General features: G+C 70.3%; 15 protein-coding genes. 3 read left to right on the top strand and 12 right to left on the bottom strand.

Annotated features, from left to right (window positions below; genetic code table 11):
* Positions 1 to 205: 205 nt before the first annotated feature.
* Entirely contained in the window at positions 206 to 2,548 is a 2,343-nt protein-coding gene (locus OG948_RS40360; RefSeq protein WP_331769950.1) for a collagenase, read from the top strand.
* 310 nt (positions 2,549 to 2,858) lie between these two features.
* Here the strand turns inward: OG948_RS40360 and OG948_RS40355 are convergent, their stop codons facing one another.
* Complete coding sequence (locus OG948_RS40355; protein WP_331769949.1) at positions 2,859 to 3,917, bottom strand: hypothetical protein; 1,059 nt, start codon at positions 3,915 to 3,917, stop codon at positions 2,859 to 2,861.
* A gap of 134 nt (positions 3,918 to 4,051) precedes the next feature.
* Positions 4,052 to 4,267, bottom strand: a complete 216-nt coding sequence (locus OG948_RS40350; RefSeq protein ID WP_331769948.1) for a hypothetical protein — start codon at positions 4,265 to 4,267, stop codon at positions 4,052 to 4,054.
* A 723-nt stretch (positions 4,268 to 4,990) separates the two neighbouring features.
* Between OG948_RS40350 and OG948_RS40345 the strand changes: the two genes are divergently transcribed.
* On the top strand, positions 4,991 to 5,197 hold the full coding sequence (locus OG948_RS40345) for a DUF6229 family protein (RefSeq protein WP_331769947.1): 207 nt from the start codon (positions 4,991 to 4,993) through the stop codon (positions 5,195 to 5,197).
* A 295-nt stretch (positions 5,198 to 5,492) separates the two neighbouring features.
* On the opposite strand, the gene OG948_RS40340 is transcribed toward OG948_RS40345, so the two are convergent.
* The 7 genes from OG948_RS40340 to OG948_RS40310 form a co-directional block, all read right to left on the bottom strand.
* A complete protein-coding gene (locus tag OG948_RS40340; RefSeq protein ID WP_331769946.1) occupies positions 5,493 to 6,674 on the bottom strand; it encodes a low temperature requirement protein A in 1,182 nt (393 codons plus the stop codon).
* Between the two features lie 88 nt (positions 6,675 to 6,762).
* Entirely contained in the window at positions 6,763 to 7,224 is a 462-nt protein-coding gene (locus OG948_RS40335; protein ID WP_331769945.1) for a DUF3237 domain-containing protein, read from the bottom strand.
* Positions 7,225 to 7,289: 65 nt separating this feature from the next.
* Complete coding sequence (locus OG948_RS40330) at positions 7,290 to 8,075, bottom strand: ATP-binding cassette domain-containing protein (protein ID WP_331769944.1); 786 nt, start codon at positions 8,073 to 8,075, stop codon at positions 7,290 to 7,292.
* The gene (locus OG948_RS40325) at positions 8,068 to 9,096 is read right to left on the bottom strand and encodes an ABC transporter ATP-binding protein (protein ID WP_331769943.1); all 1,029 of its coding nucleotides are present in this window, start codon (positions 9,094 to 9,096) and stop codon (positions 8,068 to 8,070) included. Before OG948_RS40325 ends, OG948_RS40330 begins: the two co-directional genes overlap by 8 nt.
* Complete coding sequence (locus OG948_RS40320) at positions 9,093 to 9,998, bottom strand: ABC transporter permease (RefSeq protein WP_331769942.1); 906 nt, start codon at positions 9,996 to 9,998, stop codon at positions 9,093 to 9,095. Before OG948_RS40320 ends, OG948_RS40325 begins: the two co-directional genes overlap by 4 nt.
* Positions 9,999 to 10,534: 536 nt before the next feature.
* Positions 10,535 to 10,939: a hypothetical protein gene (locus OG948_RS40315; protein WP_331769941.1), complete on the bottom strand. Its 405-nt coding sequence runs from the start codon at positions 10,937 to 10,939 to the stop codon at positions 10,535 to 10,537.
* Between the two features lie 215 nt (positions 10,940 to 11,154).
* Positions 11,155 to 12,768 carry a helix-turn-helix domain-containing protein gene (locus tag OG948_RS40310; protein WP_331769940.1) on the bottom strand — a complete coding sequence of 538 codons (1,614 nt, stop codon included), beginning with the start codon at positions 12,766 to 12,768 and terminating at the stop codon, positions 11,155 to 11,157.
* A gap of 265 nt (positions 12,769 to 13,033) precedes the next feature.
* Between OG948_RS40310 and OG948_RS40305 the strand changes: the two genes are divergently transcribed.
* Positions 13,034 to 14,149: a serine hydrolase domain-containing protein gene (locus tag OG948_RS40305; RefSeq protein ID WP_406300560.1), complete on the top strand. Its 1,116-nt coding sequence runs from the start codon at positions 13,034 to 13,036 to the stop codon at positions 14,147 to 14,149.
* 105 nt (positions 14,150 to 14,254) lie between these two features.
* Here the strand turns inward: OG948_RS40305 and OG948_RS40300 are convergent, their stop codons facing one another.
* Genes OG948_RS40300 through OG948_RS40290 form a run of 3 tightly spaced genes read right to left on the bottom strand, consistent with a single transcriptional unit; the run spans position 14,255 to position 17,558 of the window.
* The gene (locus tag OG948_RS40300; protein WP_406300559.1) at positions 14,255 to 15,460 is read right to left on the bottom strand and encodes an ABC transporter ATP-binding protein; all 1,206 of its coding nucleotides are present in this window, start codon (positions 15,458 to 15,460) and stop codon (positions 14,255 to 14,257) included.
* Positions 15,457 to 16,563, bottom strand: a complete 1,107-nt coding sequence (locus OG948_RS40295; RefSeq protein WP_331769937.1) for an ABC transporter ATP-binding protein — start codon at positions 16,561 to 16,563, stop codon at positions 15,457 to 15,459. Before OG948_RS40295 ends, OG948_RS40300 begins: the two co-directional genes overlap by 4 nt.
* Positions 16,560 to 17,558: an ABC transporter permease gene (locus OG948_RS40290; protein ID WP_331769936.1), complete on the bottom strand. Its 999-nt coding sequence runs from the start codon at positions 17,556 to 17,558 to the stop codon at positions 16,560 to 16,562. Before OG948_RS40290 ends, OG948_RS40295 begins: the two co-directional genes overlap by 4 nt.
* Positions 17,559 to 17,640 lie beyond the last annotated feature (82 nt).

Raw genomic sequence — 17,640 nt, 5'->3', positions numbered from 1 at the left:
CCGGAGAGTCGGCGGCGCCCGCTGCCCAGCCGGCGGACGCGCCTCGTCCCGCTCGGCTTCGCAATATGAGGACGTTTCGGTAGTGGTGGGGCGGCATTCCGCCTCAGGCTCTTCCGGCGCGATGCGACATGTGCCATGTTACATGTCGCATACCGCCAGGCTGCGTTCCAGTTACGCGGCCACAACGCTCCGGAGGCCTCCACAGATGCGTCTCTCCCGGATATCGAAGGCCAACGCGCGCAGAATCCCTGCGCTCGGCGTCGCCTTCTTCATAGCGCTCGGCCTGTTCGCGCCGCAGAGCCAGGCCGCCCCCGCCCCCGCCGGCACCACGGTCGTTGCCGGCGCCACCACCCCGGCCGGGGTAAGCGCCGCCAAAGCCGCGGCCCCGGCGCGGCGGTCGATCCCGGTCCCCAGGTCACCCGATGCCAGGACCGACAGTTTCGGCTTCAAGATCTCCTCGCAGGAAGGCGCCGAGGAGTCCGCCACGCCGGCCGCCCCGACCGCCGAACCCGCCAGGGCGGACGGGCAGTTCTCGGCCGCGGACGAATGCGGCGACCTGTCCGGAGTGATCGACTCCTCGGGCGCCGCGCTGATCCGACAACTCAAGGCCCTCCCCAGGGTCACCTGCACCTACCCGCTGTTCAACCTCACCGGGGAGACCGCGGGCACGGCCTTCCGCGAAGCCAAGATGGTCACCGTCGCCGACGCGCTGCGCGACACCTCCGCGACGTACCCGGGTAGCAACACCACCTCCATCGGACAGTTGGTGATGTTCCTGCGCGCCGGCTACTACGTGCAGGACAACCACGCGGACGCCGTCGGCGACTACGGCCCGGCGTTGGACACCGCGGCCCGCGGCGCGCTGGACGCCTTCTTCGCCTCCCCGCGCAGCAAGGACGTCACCGACGCCAACGGCGAGACCCTCAACGAGGTCGTCACGCTGATCGACAGCACCCACACGGCCGGCCGGTACGCCGGCGTCGTCAAGTGGCTGCTCGCCGGCTACGGCGGCACGTGGCCGGGCCGGATGACCCTTGCCGTGGAGCACGTCGAGTGGGTCGTCGAGAACGGCTTCAAGGCCAAGAACGACGGCCGCGGCTGGCGGGCCGCCCTCAAGGCCGACCCCGCGATCCTGGACACCTGGTCCGACTTCATCATCCGCAACAACGCCCAACTGAACCGCTTGGACGTCGTCAGCAACGTCGGCCGCTTCCTCGGCTACGCCCTCGACGTCCCCGAACTCAAGGACCGGGTCCGGCCGCTGCTCAAGGACCTGATCAACCGCTACCCGAACGTCGGTCCGACCGCGCCGCTCACCATGAACCTGGCCTGGTACACGCGCGAGTTCGACCGGAACAACTGTGCGGCGTACGCCATCTGTGACCTCGCCGACCGGGTGCTCCCCGTGGTCCTGCCGATCCAGCACTCCTGTAACCCGAACCTGAAGTTCCGTGCCCAGGACATGTCCCCCGGGCAACTGGCCACCACCTGCAACAGCCTGATCAACCAGGACGCCTATTTCCACCGGGTGATCGGCGACAAGGGCGCGATCCCGGGTGACGTGAACACCAACCTCGAGGTCGTCGCGTTCGACGACTACACCCAATACGCGCTGTACGCCTGGGCCATCTACAACGTCGACGTCGACAACGGCGGCACGTACGAGGAGGGCAACCCGACCCAGGCCGGCAACCAGGCCCGCTTCATCGCCCACGAGGCGGACTGGCTGCGTCCGTCCTTCGAGATCTGGAACCTCAACCACGAGTACACCCACTACCTCGACGGCCGCTACAACATGTACGGCGACTTCGAGGCCGGCATGACCACGCCGACCATCTGGTGGGTCGAGGGCATCGCCGAGAACGTCTCGTTCGGGTACCGCAACGAGCGCAACGCCGACGCCATCGCCGTGGCCGGCACCAAGACCTACACGCTCGGCGAGCTGTTCGACACCGTCTACGACCAGACCGAGGACCCCGACGTCAACTCGGCCCGGGTCTACCGGTGGGGCTTCCTGGCTGTCCGCTACATGCTCCAGGCGCACCCCGCGGACGTCGAGACCGTGCTGGGCAAGTACCGCACGGGTGACTGGGCCGGCGCCCGCACCTTCCTGAAGCAGACCATCGGCTCCCGCTACGACGCCGGCTTCGCCACCTGGCTGACGACCACCTGCGCGACCGACGACTGCGGCCCCCTGCCGGAGGCCTCGTCCACCCCGCTCTGCACCAACGCCGACCCCCGTCAGTTCGACAAGAACTGCCGCCGGGAGAACCTCGCGGCCACCACCGGCAACTACAGCTACCACTTCCTGTACCTGCCGGCAGGCGCGAAGGAGCTGACCATCACCAGCAGCGGCGGCACCGGTAACGCCGACCTGTACTACGGCGGCAGCACCTGGGCCACCACCGGCAACCACCAGGCGAAGTCCACCAACGCCGGCAACGGCGAGACCTTGACGATCGCCGCCCCGCCGTCCGGCTGGGTCTACTTCACCCTCGCCGCCGCGCAGACCTTCGGCGGCGTGAACGTCACCACGCAGTACAAGTGAGCCGGTCCGCCGGGCATCACCGTGCCCCGGTGAACCGGGATCCGTCGAACCGGGATCCGGCCGGCAAGGCGGGCCCCACCGGTGCGGTACAGCCGGGAATCGGGGCGGCCCAGGCGTGACGAAGGCCCTTGCCATCCGGTCACGGATGGCAAGGACCGTCGCCGGTGGAAACGGACGGCGGGAACGGCCCCGGACCGCGTGCGTGTGGTCGAGGCCGTTCCCGTTCGTCACGCGGGCACTCGTTCGGTGGGGAGCGGTGGGCGCGTCTGCCGGTCTCGGCGCGCCGGCCCGGCTCCGCGAAGATTCGGGTTCAGCCGAGCAGGCGGGTGGTGCTGCTGGGGCGGTTCTCGAGCATCGTGGCCTCCCACGGTTCGAAGTCGATCCGTCGGCGCGGGCCCCGGGTGTCGGGCGGGTCGGCGGGCCGGGTGAGGACGGCCGCCGCGCACAGCGCGGTGAGTGTGCCGGCGCCCAGGGCGATCGGGCCCCACGCGTCGAACCTGCTCCCGGCGTCGGCGACCAGTCGCGGTACGAGCGCGGTGGCGATCGTCACGCACCCCGCCACCAAGGCGGCCAGGCGTGTGCCGCGACCGGCGCGCACGGCCGTGACCCCGGCCAGGAACAGGCACACCAGACCCGACAGCGCGAACCACCCGGCCGCGTATGGGGGTGTGCGGATGCTGGAGGGGATGGCGCTGCCAAGTGCCAGTCCGGATACCGCCAGGCCCACCGCGATGGCCCAGCGCAGAGCCGTCCCCGCGACCTTGTCGGTGGCTGCCGACGGTGTCTTGGCCGGTGACGCGGAGGCGGTGAACGCCGCCGGCAGGGGTGGGGACACGCCGGCATTCCCCGGGCCGGCGGGTCCGCCCGGGTGGTGCGGGTCGCCTGCTTCGACCGGGCGCCTGCCCTGTCTGGCGTGGGTGGGGTTGCTCAACAGGTCCGCGAGGAGCACGAGGTCGCTCACCGGCCGTGTCATCGCGGCTTCCCGCAGGGCCTGGTCGGCGGCCAGTCCGGAACAGTCGCCCAGGATGGCGATCATCCGTGCGACCTCGGGGACGGAGCGATGGGTGGTCGCGAGGCGCAGCAACGTCTCCGCCGCGTCGTCCGGCAAGTCGTCCCTCGTGTCGTGGAAGGGTTCCTCGACCGGGCTGCCCGATGCCGGGTGCGCGAAGGGATCGGAACGCGGCGTCATGGGTGCGGGGGCGGACCACGAAGGCGCCGGGCCGCCCGGGCGGGTCGGCGGCGAGGCGGGTCGCGGGGGAGCGCCGGGCGGGGGCGTCCAGGTGTCGAAATAGGCGCTCGGCGTGGGGGGTTCGTGATGCCTGGGCAGCGGTGCGGGCGTCGATGGTTCGGGGTCTGGTGCGAAGGTCACGGGGTTCTCCCTGCGCGTGGAAACACGGCCGGACCGCGCCTGTACCGGACACGCTCCCGGTCGCCGGACGAGGGCGTGTACCCACTTGCGCAATCGCTCAGTCCCTGCCACCGACGCCCGCCGCGCCGGCCGGCCTATCGCGGGTGGGGTGGGTCGGGTTGGGCGGTGGGGTGCTTGCCCTGTGCGGAGTGGGCGGGGGCGCGCAGCAGTTCCGCCAGTTGTACGAGGTCGCTCACGGGTCGTGTCATGGCCGCCTCGCGCAGGACGTCGTCGGCGGCGGATCCGGGGCAGTCTCTCAGGATCGCGATCATGCGAGCGACGTCGGGGATCGGCCGGTGTGTCGCCGTCATTCGCAGCAACGTCTGCGACGCGTCGTCCGGGGTCTGCCGCGTGCGGTCCAGGGACGGTTCTTCGAACGGATTGCCGGACGTTCCCGCCGTCGGGGGCGCCGATGTGGTCGGTGTCGGGCGCGCGGGGGCGGAACGTGTCAGGGGTGAGTGGGAGGTGGATCGGGACGGGGTCGGATCCCTGCGGGCCGTGCGTGAGGCGTGTCGTGGAGGGAGGACGGGAGGTCCGGGCGGGGGTCCCCAGGTCTCGAATTGCGCGGTGGGTGTGGCGGGTTCGTGATGCGTCGGCGTCGGTGGCGGTGTGGGTGGTCGAGGTTCGGACGCGAATGTCACGGCACTCTCCTTACACGTGGAAACAGGGCCGGATCGCGTCGGTGCCGGACGCGCCCCGGTCGTGGGACAAGGGCGTGTACCCGTATCGACAACCCCTCAGTCGCAGTGGGTTGGCCCTCCGGCACGCGCGAGGTCGATGGCGTCCGCCGCGGACGCGTGGGGGCGCGATCCGGCCCGGTGGCGGCGATCGCCGAAGACCGGCCGGGGCGAGGGGGACGGTGTGCCGGACGCTTACGCAACGCACGTTCTCCGGGGGTGTTTTCCGCTGTGTCGTGGCGATACGGTGGGCTCCGCACCTTGCGCTCCGGACCGGGGCGGCCGAGCGCCGCCCACGCACCACCGGGTCTCCGCATCGAGAGGTCCGGGCATCCAGGGAAGACGAGAGGTGTCGCCATGCGTACGACATCGCACAGCATCCCCGTCGACGAGATCGTCGCCGCCTGGCGCGCGGGCGCCGCATCACCCCGAGGCGTGGAGAACCCGGCCGGTTCCCTCTACGTCGGAGGGGCGGCGACCGAACGAGGACTGACCGAGATCGACGTCGCCGCCCAGACCTGCGGCACCGTGTGCTCGGTCTCCCGCACCCGCATGTGTTGTTGAGGAATCCGCGTCGCTTCGCGGTGTGACGGGTACGGCTCGGGACGGGCGGGCCGGCAGGTGACGATTCGTGGGGCCGGGTCGGACGGTCGGCGGGGTGTTCGGCATCGCCGCGGCCGGCCCGGTCCCGCCGACCGTGCGCGGCTCGGCTGCGCCCGACACCGTGCGTGCCGCCGCGACCGAAGCCCGAGCGGGAGCCGACCGACGCCCGCTCCGCACCGACGCTCCGCCGCCGACGCGCAGCTCGAATCGCCGTCGGCGGCCGCGTTCGCCGTCCGCGACGACACCGAGGATGGGGTCAGCCTGCGGCGTCGGCGTGGTGTCGGTGTCGGTGGCGGGTTTCCAGCGTGCCGCACACGATCAGGATCGTGGCGATGGTGGTGATCTGGGCCAGGGCCGAGCCGAAGCGGCCGATCGGGATGGTGGCGAGCACGGCCAGTACGGCGCCGATCCGGTAGCCGTTCGGGGTGATCCCGAAGGCCCGACGGGTGGCGACGACCGAGGCGAGGAAGAGCGCGAGTCCGCCCACCAGCGTGCCCGCGTGCACGGTGTCGAGGTGGTCCGAGGGATGCGCCATCGCTCCCTTGACGCCGGCCGCGAACAACAGCATGCCGAGCAGTACTCCGTAGTGCACATACCCGTAGATGTTGAGCGCGCGCAGGTTGCGGGCCTTCGATTCCAGCCGTTCCAGGACCGCGATGGCGTGCTCGTCGTCCTCGGCGCCGAAGTACGCCCACCAGATGGCGAAGCACACCGTCAGGGTCGACGCCGCCGTCGCGATCAGGGTCGCGTTCAGCGCGAGCCCCTGCGCGCCGACGCCGATCGCGATCACCGACTCGCCGAGCGCCACGATCACGACCAGACCGTGCCGTTCGACGAAGTGCGGGACGCTCAACCCGAAGCCGTCGTTGCCCGCGACGTACGGCGTGACGATCTGCACGACCAGCGCGGCGGCCCACACCGCGAGTTGCGCGTTGGTGTCGAGGAAGCCGCCGATGACGATCAACGCGGTGCTGGACAGGTTGAACGGCGCGATCCGTACGAACGCCTGCCGGGTGCCGCCGGAGGCCAGGAACATCGCGAAGTGCACGCCGGACAACATCAGATAACCGAATCCGAACGCCTCCCCGGTACCGTCGAAGGCGTGCGGGACGGCCAACGCGACCACGAGGAAGCCCGCCATCCCGACCATCAGGAGGCCGCGCCGCAGGGGCGTGGTCGGCGGCACGGTATTGGTCAGCCACACGTAACCGCTGTACATCCACCAGATCAGCGCGAGCATGAGCACCACCCGGGTGATCCCGGTCGGGTTCAGCTCGTGCGCGATCGAGGTGGTCAACTGGGTCACCGTGAACACGAAGACCAGGCCGAAGAACAGCTCCAACGTGGACACCCGCATGGCGGACTCCGCCGGGGCGGCGAGCGCCGCGGGTGTGGCGGGTGCCGCGAGTGCCGCCGGCTCGGGGATGGGGAGGGTCACGGCGACATTATGGAGACGCGGGCGAGTGGGCGTGTCTTCGGGGCGGCGAACGCGCGCTCGCGCGCCCACCCGGCCAGGCCCTGTCCGGCTAGCCCACCGCGTACATCCTGATCACCACCACGTCTTCCCCGTCCGGGCGGGCCAGGCCGACGAACACGGTCTCGGTGAGGCGGCGGTGGGTCGGGGCGTCGGTGCGGAAGATCGGCGAGGTGCGGTAGTAGTGGCCCTTCTCGGTGACCTGGAGGTCGCCGTCGTACTGGTCGGGGCCCTCCGGTGCCGGGTGGTAGTAGCCGCGGTTGACGATGTCGACGACCGCGCCGTCGTCCGCGCGGATCAGGTAGCGCGCCTCCAGTTCGCAGACTTCGCCGCGCGTGTTGCTCCAGTCGCCGCCGCCGGGCAGCACGGTGCCGGTGAACCAGGGGCCGGCGACCGTGCCGCCGACGATCGGGGTGAACTCGGTTCGCTCGCCGTCGCCATTGCCGATGTGCAGCGTCTCGGCGACGTGGGCGCGGATCTCGAAGGCGAACTCGAGGGCGGGGGTGAAGGTCATGAGGGTTCCTCGGTGGGAGGGAAGGGGACGATGGAATCGGGGACGCGGGTTGTGGTCCGGCGGCGTCACGCCGCGTCGAGGCCGCGCCGGCGCGGCCTCCAGCCGGGTTTGGGGATCGAGTCGATGAGACGGCGGGTGTAGTCGTCCCGGGGTGCGCCGAGAACCCGGTCCACCGGGCCGTGTTCGACGACGCGCCCGGCGCGCATCACCAGCACCTCGTCGCTGACGTACGGGACCGCGCCGAGGTCGTGGGTGATGAACAGCAATGCGGTGCCCGTGCTTTCGCGGATGTGGGCCAACAGATTGAGGATCTGCGCCTGGATCGACACGTCGAGTGCGGCGACGGCCTCGTCCAGGATCAGCACCCGTGGTTCGGCGGCCAGCGCGCGGGCGATCGCCACGCGCTGGCGTTGGCCGCCCGAGAGTCCCTTCGGCAGTGAACGGGCCTGGCGCTCGTCCACGTCGACCATGTCCAGGAGTTCCGCGACCCGGGCGCGCAATGCCTCGCCCTTGAGCGGGCGATGGAGCACGACGGCTTCGGCCACCGCGTCCTCGACCCGTTGGCGGCGGTCGAGTGACGAATAGGGGTCCTGGAAGACCATTTGGATCCGTCCCGCCCGGGTCCGGCGGCCCACGCCGCCCCTTTGTCCGGGCCGGCGGGGCACTCCCGCGACCACGATGCGGCCGCCCGTCGCCGGCTCCAGTCCGGCGATCATGCGCGCGGTGGTGGTCTTGCCGGACCCCGATTCCCCCACCACCGCGAGCGAGGCGCCCGCGGCCAGGGTGAAGCCGACGTCGTCGACGGCGACGAAACCGCCGTAGACCTTGCGCAGGTTGGCGACCTCAAGCACGGCGGTCGGCCTCCTTCGGTGCGGTGGCGTGGGCCGGAGCGGTCGTGTGCGGGAAATGGCACGCGGCCGTGCTCCGGCCGGCGGGGCGCGGTTCGGGCCGGTCGGTGCGGCAGCGCTCGGCGGCCCGCGGACATCGTGCGGCGAACGCGCATCCGGGCGGTATCTCGAAGCCCGACAGCGGCCGTCCGCCGATCGCGCGCAGTTCGGCCTTCGGGTCTCCGACGGCGGGCCGCGAGGCGAGCAGGGCCCGGGTGTACGGGTGCGCGGTGTTCTCGTGGAGCGCCGCGGCGGGCACCTGTTCGATGGTCGAGCCCGCGTACATGACGACGACGCGGTCGCACACGGCCGCCGCGAGTTCGAGGTCGTGGGTGATGAACAGCATGGCGAGGCCGCGAGCCTGTCGGGCCTCGGCGAGGATCGCCATCACCTCCTCCTGGGTGGTGACGTCCAGTGCGGTGGTCGGCTCGTCGGCGAGCAGCAGTCGAGGTTCGGTGGCCAGGGCGGCGGCGATCATCACGCGTTGGAGGAGGCCGCCGGACAGTTCCCAGGGGCGTTGGCGCATGCGGCGTTCGGCGTCGGGGATGCCGACTTCGCGCAGGAGGCTCGCGACCTTGGTCCGGGCGGCGGAGGCGGGCATCCCGCACGCGGTGGTGAGGCCTTCGATGAGGAAGTCGCCGACGCCGCGGGTCGGATTGATGTGCGCGCGCGGGTCTTGGAAGACCATCGCCACCTCGCCCGCCCGGTAGGCACGCAGCCGTTCGCGGGTCATGTCCGGGATCGACTCGCCGGCGAAGCGCAGCGTGCCGTGCAACCGCGCGCCGGGCGGCAGCAGGCGCAGCACCGAACGCGCGGTGAGCGACTTCCCGGACCCCGATTCGCCGACCAGGGCGATCGCTTCGCCTTGCCCGACGCTCACGTCGGCCCGATGCACGACGGTCTCGGGAGTGCCGTCGACCGGGAGGTCCAGGCGCAGGGCACCGATCTCCAGCAGCGGCGCGGTCGGGGGTTCGGTCACGCTCATGTGTTCCCTCCCGGCAGGCGCCGGGAGAGTCCCGATCCCAGCAGGTTGAAGGCGACCACGACGACGAGCACGACCAGTCCGGTGAACAGCGACTGCTGGGGCCGGCCGGCCAGGATGCCGGCGGCGCCGTTGGAGACCATGAGACCCCATTCCGGGTCCGGTGGTTGGGCGCCGAGGCCGATGAAGGAGATCGCGGCGACGTCCAGGAGTGCGTAGCCGAAGCCGATGGTGGCCTGGACCAGGACGAGTGGGGCGAGGTTGGGCAGCAGGTGGCGGAGCCAGATGCGGCGGGTGGGTGCCCCCAGGAGTTGCAGGGCGGACACGTAGGGCAGTGCGCGTTCCTTCATCGCCGCGGAGCGCACCACCCGGGTGACCAACGGCAGGTACGCGATGGAGAGCGCGGCGACCGGGGCGACGAGCCCGGCGCCGAACACGGCCGCGGCGAGCACCGCGAGGATCAGCCCCGGGAAGCCGAAGACGACGTCCAGGAGTCCGGAGACGATGCGGTCGACCCAGCCGCCGAACCAGGCCGCGGTCAGCGCGAGGAGCACTCCGACCGCGGTCGAGAAGGCGACGACCAGTGCCGGTGCGGCCAATCCGGCGCGCGCTCCGCAGATGATGCGGGACAGGATGTCGCGGCCGGTGTCGTCGGTGCCGAGCAGGTGCGCGCCCGATGGTCCCGCGTTGACGTCGAACGGGTCGACGGCGTTGGGGTCGTGCGGTGTGATGAACGGTCCGACCAGGGCGAGCAGGACGAAGGCACCGACGACACAGGCCGCGGTCACGGTGACGCGGTCGCCGCGTCGGGCAGGTGTGGCGGGCGGGTTCTCGGGCCCGGCCTCGGCCGTGATGTCGGAGCCGGCCGTGGGGCCGTCCGTTGTGCCGGCCGTTGTACCGCTCATCGGCTTTCCTTCCGCGCGGTCCGCGGGTCCAGGGCCGCGTTCACCAGGTCGACGAGGGTGTTGACGGTCACGAAGACGACGACGAACAGCAATGACACGGCCTGGACGACCGCGAGGTCCTGCTTGGCCGGGTGACCGAGTGGCCGTCCGGGCGGCCGCCGCCGCGCAGGCCGGCGAGGCCGCCGCGTGTCCGGATCGCACCGCCGGGCACCTGGACGACGCGCAGCGCGCGCTGGTGCGGTGCGTCGTCGACGAGTTGCCGCGTCTGGTCGAGGAGATGCCGGGGCGCACCACAACCTGTAGTCCATCCCGCGACACCCGGCCCGAAAACGCAGTTTGCGGCCCCGATGCCCCGCCGGTCCCGGCTCCCGTCGTCCGCGGGGTCTGCGGGGGGCCGGTGTCCGACGGTGCCCCACTCGTCAACCGAACCGGCAACATTCGTCACCGAATACTCGTCGCGTGGGCGCAGCGAAACGGCCCGCCGGGGCTTGGGTCTTCCGGCGGGCCGTTGGCTGAAATCTGTACGTCGGGTCGGATCAGGCCTTGGCCTTTACCGCACTTTCGGACCAGGCCATGGAGTCACAGTCCCAGGCGACATTGTCCTCGGTCAGGCAGGCTCGGAACCAGACCGTGGCACCTTCGGGGAAGTCCTTGTTGAAGGCCTTGACGCTGCCCTTGCCGCCGTTGTTGACCAGCAGCGGATAGGCGTAGGAGTCGTTGATCCGGTATTGGACGGCCACCCCGTGGCTGTCCGTGGCCAGGTCCTGGGCGTAGAACCAGTCGCCGTCGTGATCGAACCACACCTTGCCGGTGGCGGTGCTGCCCGTATACACGTAATCGGTGTTGTTCGTCCCCGCGTTCGCCGATCCGGCGCCCGCGATCATGCCCAGGCTCATGGTGATCGCACCCAGGCCGACGACGAGCTTGCGCTTGTGCTTCATGGGACCTCTTTCCGGCCGTACCTTGATCACGACGGCTCGAAAAGGATGTTCTCAGTGGCCGAAAAGCGCCACTATCCAGAAAGTGCGGGTGCCTTCGCGCCTTTCGGATGAAAGGGAACCGAAACAAATGCGATACCGGCCGCCACCACCGCGTGTCCGGTGACCGGATGGCCGCCGCGACCCCGTCGTGACGCAGATCCGGTGATGGCGACGGTTCACCAGCCGAGTTGGTCGCCGAGGCGCAACCGCAGCCACAGCACCAGGCGTTCGTCCGGGTCGGCGAGATCGAAACCGAAGATTTCGCCGGCGCGGGAAAGGCGGTAGCGGATCGTGTTCGGGTGCACGGACAGCCGAAGGGAGGCGGCGGCGACATCGCCGTTGGCGTCCAGGTAGGCGAGGATCGTGGACGCGTAGGTGGTGCCGTGCTCGAGGTCGTGGGCGCGGACCGCCGGCCCGAGTCCGCGGGGGAGTACCTCGTGCGTGGCCAGCATCTGGGCCAGTGCGGACAGCGTCGCGCCCGCCCACACCTCGTCGATCGTGGCCACCTGGCACGGCTCCGGATTACCCGGCCGCTCGGAGAGCGCACGCAGGACGAGATCCGCGTCGGCGCGTGAGCTCACGATCGAGCGCAGCCCCTCGACGATCGAGCCGAGACCGGCCCGGACGGGCACACGGAGCGCGCTGTGGGCCCGCCGCGCGATGTAGGCGACGAGTTCCCGGTGCGCGTCCGGCGAAGGCCCGCCCGGCAGCAGCGCATAGACCGTCGCGTCGATCAACGCGCAGCCGTGCCTGCCGTAGCGCGCCTCGCAGTGCAGGCTCACCAAGTCGGCGAGCCGGGTGGCCGCGTGTGCCGTGAGCACATCCTCGGCATCGACCGAGGCGACGGCGAACGCGGCCACCGCGACGGGCAGGTTCGGGTCCAGGCCGAGCTGTGGGGCCACCGCGGTGACACTGCTCGGGTCGGCGAGCAGCCGTCGCAACAGGTCGGCGTACCTGCGCCGGACGGCGGACTCCGTGGTCCGGGCCGCGAGCAGGTGCAGCGCGACGTTGTCCGCCACATCGGAAAGGGCCTGTTCGGCGACGGAGTCCAACTGTTCCCCGGCATTGACGACCCAGATCGAACCCAACACCTCGTTTCCCACCCGGACCGCGACACCGAGACGAGGAAGACCCCCGGCAACGGCGGCGAACCGGCAGGTGCGCTCGACCCGGGTGAGCACCCGGTACTGCTCGTCGTACTCCGGGCCCTCCGGCACCTGGAGGCCGAGGATGCCCTGGCGGCGGCCCTCGTCGACGGCCTGGCCGGGCAACGTCGAATAGGCGAGGATGCGCCGGTGCGGATCCTCGATCACGGTGGCTCCTCCCACCATCCCCGCGATCGCGTTGGCCAGCGCGAACAGATCGCCGACGGCCGGGGCACCCGCGGCCTGCCCGAAACGCACCGTCGGGGTGAGAGCCGAGGAGATCATGGCATCCAAATGGTGCCAGGCCACGGCCTCGTCCGCGGCGAGCAGCACGATGCCGGACTGCCGGGCGGCTTCCACGAGTTGGGTGACCGGCTCGCCGAAACTCTTCACCACCAGACAGGCGTACCCGGCCTCGGCCGCCGAAGCGACCAGCTCCATCGCCTGCGCTTCGACCATCCCCACTCCGACGGCGAGCAGGATCGCGTCCCGGACCGGGGGAAGTGGACGCGGGGCTCGCCGTTCGAAGATGAGGACGCCCGAGACCGGCACCAGACTTTCCGGCGGTACGGTCAACGGCCGCAGCAGCGACGTGCCCAACACTTCCAGGACTTGTCCGAGATCGGGAACCCCGGTACCGAGCATCCTCACCTCTTTAGCCAGTCACACAAAACATTCCGGGAATCTCTGGACGGGTACCGCATGTACCCGGCCAGTCCAGACGCCACGCTGTCCGCATGCACAATCCAGCAAACGTGCGACGGCCACCCCCGGCGACCGTACCCCCCACCGCCCCGTGCAGCACAACCAACCGCGACCGCCCCCGCCGTCCTTCGTACGGCGGCTGCCTTCCCCGGCACCGGGCGCCATCGATTCCGCCACACGCATCAGTACTGCAAAAGGAGAAAGCATGCGATACAGGACGAGTGTTGTCGTGGCCTTGGCGTGCGCGGCCTCTCTAGTGACGGTGCCTACGCAGGCAAGCGCGAAGGCGCAGTGTGACAGCAAGCCCATCCAGACGGCTCTGAAGTCACTGCAAGGTATCGGAGCCTCGGGCATCAGCGTGACGGTGAAGAGCCCGAACTGCGGCGTCTGGAACGGTGGTGTCGGACTCGCCGACCTCAGAACGGGCCGCAAGGTCGTCGGCAACGAGCACAGCCGCATCGGCAGCGACACCAAGACCTGGACGGCCACGGTCGTGCTTCAGCTCGTCGGCGAGGGCAGGATCGGTCTCGACGACACCGTGGACGACTATCTGCCCGGCCTGATCCGCACCAAGCTCTACGACGGGCGCACCATCACGATCCGGCAGCTTCTGCAGCACACCAGTGGCCTGCCCGATTACCTGGACGCGCCGTTCTGGGAGGACGAGGACGAGCACCGCTGGGATCACATCGAGCCCTTGCAGACGGTCCGGCAGGCGCTCGGTCTGCCCAAGCCCGACCGGACGGCGGACGGCTTCGCCTACTCCAACACCAACTACAACCTGGTCGGCCTGATCGTCACCAAGGTCACCGGCCGCGGCATCGGCACCGAGATCAAGGAACGCATCATCAAGCGTCTCGGACTGTGCGAGACCTCCTGGCCCGGCGATCGCACCACGATCCCCAAGCCGGACCTGCGCGGCTACGGGGAGCGCGGATCCACTCTGGTGGACCTGACGGAATGGAACACCTCGGAGGCCGACGCGTCGGGCGCGCTGATCTCCGACGGTGCGGACACCACTGCCTTCTGGACCGCCCTGTTGAGCGGGAAACTGCTGGCTCCGGCCCAACTCGCCGAAATGAAGAAGACCGTTCCCGACGACTTCCCGGGCGAGCGCTACGGCCTGGGAATCGAGCGCCACGAGCCCGCTCCGGGTCTGGTCGTCTGGGGGCACAGCGGCAGCGTGGCCAGCGGCCACAAGTTCAGGAACGCCGTCACCGACGACGGCCGACGGGCGGTGACCCTGCTGATCGGCTCGGAGAAGTTCGACTCGGACAAGGTGGACTCCATCATGGGCAAGCTCATGCGCGACCTCCGCTGACTTCGCTGACGGTGACCATCGAATCCGGGCGGCTCGGAATCGGACGAGCCGCCCGGACCGACGACCGGCCGGTTCCCGTGCCATCGCACGGGAACCGGCCGGTCGTCACCTTCCGGCCGTACCCGCGGCACCGTGCCCGCCGGGTGCGGCCGGCTCCGTGCTCCGCTTCGCGGCCGACAGCAGGATGGTGTCCTGCGGGGCCTGGTCGGCGAAGTTCTCCGGGTGGTGGCAGGCCACCCGCTGACCGGGCCGCAACTCCTGGAGAGGCGGCTCGCTGGTCGTACAGATCCGCGTCGCCTTCCAGCACCGGGTGTGAAAGCGGCAGCCGCTGGGTGGGGCGATCGGCGAGGGCACGTCGCCCTCGAGCAGGAGGCGCTCGCTCGCGGCGTTTCTGCGCCGCGGGTCCGGGATCGGGACGGCCGACATGAGCGCCTTGGTGTACGGGTGCATCGGCGCCTTGTAGAGCAGGTCCCGGTCCGCGAGTTCGACGATCTTGCCGAGGTACATCACCGCGATCCGGTCCGAGACGTGCCGGACGACGGACAGATCGTGCGCGATGATCACGTAGGTCAGGCCCAGCTCCCGCTGCAGGTCGTCCATGAGGTTGACGACCTGGGCCTGGATCGAGACGTCCAACGCGGACACCGGCTCGTCCGCCACCACCAGCTTCGGCCGGAGGGCGAGTGCGCGGGCGATGCCGATGCGCTGCCGCTGGCCGCCGGAGAACTCGTTCGGGTAGCGGTTGTAGTGCTCGGGGCTGAGGCCGACCACCGACAGCAGTCGCTGCACCTCCTTCTTGATGCCGCCCTCGGGTTCGACTCCCTGGAGCCGGAAGGGGGCGCCGATGATCGTGCCGGTGGTGTGCCGCGGGTTCAGCGACGAGTACGGGTCCTGGAAGATCATCTGCACGTCGCGGCGCATCGGGCGCATGCCGCCCACGCCGAGGTGGGTGATGTCCCTACCTTCGAACTCGATCGTCCCCGCGGTCGGTTCCAGCAGCCGGGTGATCAGCCGGCCCATCGTCGACTTGCCGCAGCCCGACTCGCCCACGACGCCGAGGGTCTCGCCCGAGCGCACCTCGAAGTCGATGCCGTCGACCGCGCGCACCGCGCCGACCCGGCGCTGGAAGAGGCCCTTGCGGATCGGGAAGTGCTTCCGCAGCCCGGTCACCCTCAGCAGGATCTCGCCGGGCGCGGCGTCCTTGACGAGGGTGGCCGCGCCGCCGGTCGCGGCCGAGCCGAGATCACCGGCCTGCCCGCCCTCGCCATGTGCAGGGATGCTCACTGCGCTCTCCTCCGCGTTCTCACTCACAACCTCGGCGCAATCTCTTCGGTCCAGATCCGTTCCCGCTGCTCCCGCGTCATGTGGCAGGCGGCCCAGTGCCTATCGCCGACCTCGGTCAGCTCGGGGCGGACCGTGCGGGTGACGTCTCCCTTCGGCACGTCCGCGTACGGGCAACGCGGGTTGAAGGCGCAGCCGGACGGGAGGTTGATCAGGGACGGCGGGGAGCCCTTGACCGGGATCAGCCGCTCCTGCTGCTCGCGGTCCAGGCGCGGCATCGAGCCGAGCAGACCCCAGGTGTAGGGGTGCCGGGGTTCGTGGAACACCTGCTCCGCCGGGCCTCGCTCGACGCAGCGGCCGCCGTACATCACCAGGATGTCGTCGGCGAGTTCGGCGACGACGCCCAGATCGTGGGTGATGACGATGACCGCGGAGCCGAACTCCTTCTGCAGGTCCCGGATGAGGTCGAGGATCTGCGCCTGGACGGTGACGTCGAGGGCGGTGGTGGGCTCGTCCGCGATGAGCAGTTCGGGGTTGTTCACCAGGGACATCGCGATCATCGCGCGCTGGCGCATGCCGCCGGAGAACTCGTGCGGGTAGTCGTCCACCCGCTTGTCCGGCTGCGGGATGCCCACCCGGTCGAGCATCTCGACCGCACGCCTGCGGGCGGTCTTCTTGTCGACGTCGTGGTGGATTCGGTACGCCTCGACGATCTGTTGGCCGATCGTGTAGTACGGGTGCAACGCGGACAGCGGATCCTGGAAGATCATCGCCATCTCGCGGCCCCGCAGCCTGCGCACGTGGTCGGGGCCGGCCGACAACAACTCGGTGCCGTCCAGCCAGATCTCGCCGGAGATTTGCGCCTTGCGCCTGCCGTACTGGCCGGTGGTGTGCAGGCCCATGATGCCCAGCGAGGTCACCGACTTGCCGGAGCCCGACTCGCCGACGATGCCGAGGGTCCTGCCCCTCTCCAGTCGGAAGCTCAGCCCGTCGACGGACTTGACCAGGCCGTCGTCGGTGGGGAAGTGCACCTTCAGGTCACGCACTTCCAGGAAGGCACTCGGGGCGGGCGAGGCGGCGGGCCCGCCCCCCGCGGCTCTGCTCCGGAGGAGCCGCTCGCCGATTTCGGTCATGTGAGCCTCACTCTGGGGTCGATCACGGCGTACAGGACGTCCACCACGAGGTTGGCCAGCAGCACCGAGAGGGAGGTGATCAGGACGACGCCCAGAATGACGGGCAGGTCCTGGTTCCTGATGGCGTTCAGCACGGCCTGGCCGAGGCCGGGCAGGTTGAACGTCGACTCGGTGAGGATCGCGCCGCCGATGAGGGCGCCGAGGTCCATGCCCAGCATGGTGAGGATCGGCGTCATCGTGGAGCGCATGGCGTGCTTTCCGATGACGGTCCGCTCCCGCAGGCCCTTGGCGCGCGCGGTGCGGATGTAGTCCTCGCCCAGCACTTCCATCATCGTGGCGCGGGTGATGCGCGCGTACATCGCCGCGTACAGGAAGGCGAGGGTGATCCACGGCAGGATCATGCCGCCGAACCAGCCGCCCGGGCTCTCGCCGAGCGGCACGTACTGCGCGTCGAACCACTTCAGCCCGAACGCGAAGGTCGCCAGGGAGAGCATGCCGGTGAAGTAGATGGGCAGGGATACACCCGCGAGGGCGACGACCATCGCGCCGCGGTCCCAGAGGGTGCCGCGCTTGAGCGCGGAGAGCACCCCCGCCGCGACACCGAAGGCCAGCCACAACACGGCGGCGCCGAGCGCGAGCCCCAGGGTCACCGGGAAGCGGTCGGTCAACACCGGCCAGACGGCCTGTTCGCTCTTGAACGAGTAGCCGAAGCACGGCGCGGAGCAGTGCACGACGTCACCGCCGGTCGCGTAGGTGCGGCCCGCGAAGATGCCCTTGAAGAATTCCCATGCCTGGAGGTGGATGGGGTCGCTCAGACCGAGCTTCTCCCGCACGGCCTCGACGGCGGCGGGGTCGGCCTGCTTGCCCACGAAGCTCGCGGCGATGTCGACGCCCACCCATTTGGGGACGAGGAAGAAGATGCCGAAGACCACCATGATGATGACCACGAGCATCACTGCGGCGGCGAACAGCCGCCTGATGAGGTAAGTGAGCACAGCTAACGGCCTGCCGCGGATCGCGGGCCGCCGGAGCTTCCGGCGGCCCGCGGTCACGCCGCGCCGGCCTTCACCTGCCTTT

Origin of the sequence: Embleya sp. NBC_00888 (assembly GCF_045207655.1) — a bacterium.
Classification (GTDB): domain Bacteria; phylum Actinomycetota; class Actinomycetes; order Streptomycetales; family Streptomycetaceae; genus Embleya.
The sequence above is the reverse complement of the archived record's forward strand: the minus strand, read 5'-3'. Positions and strand labels throughout refer to the sequence as shown.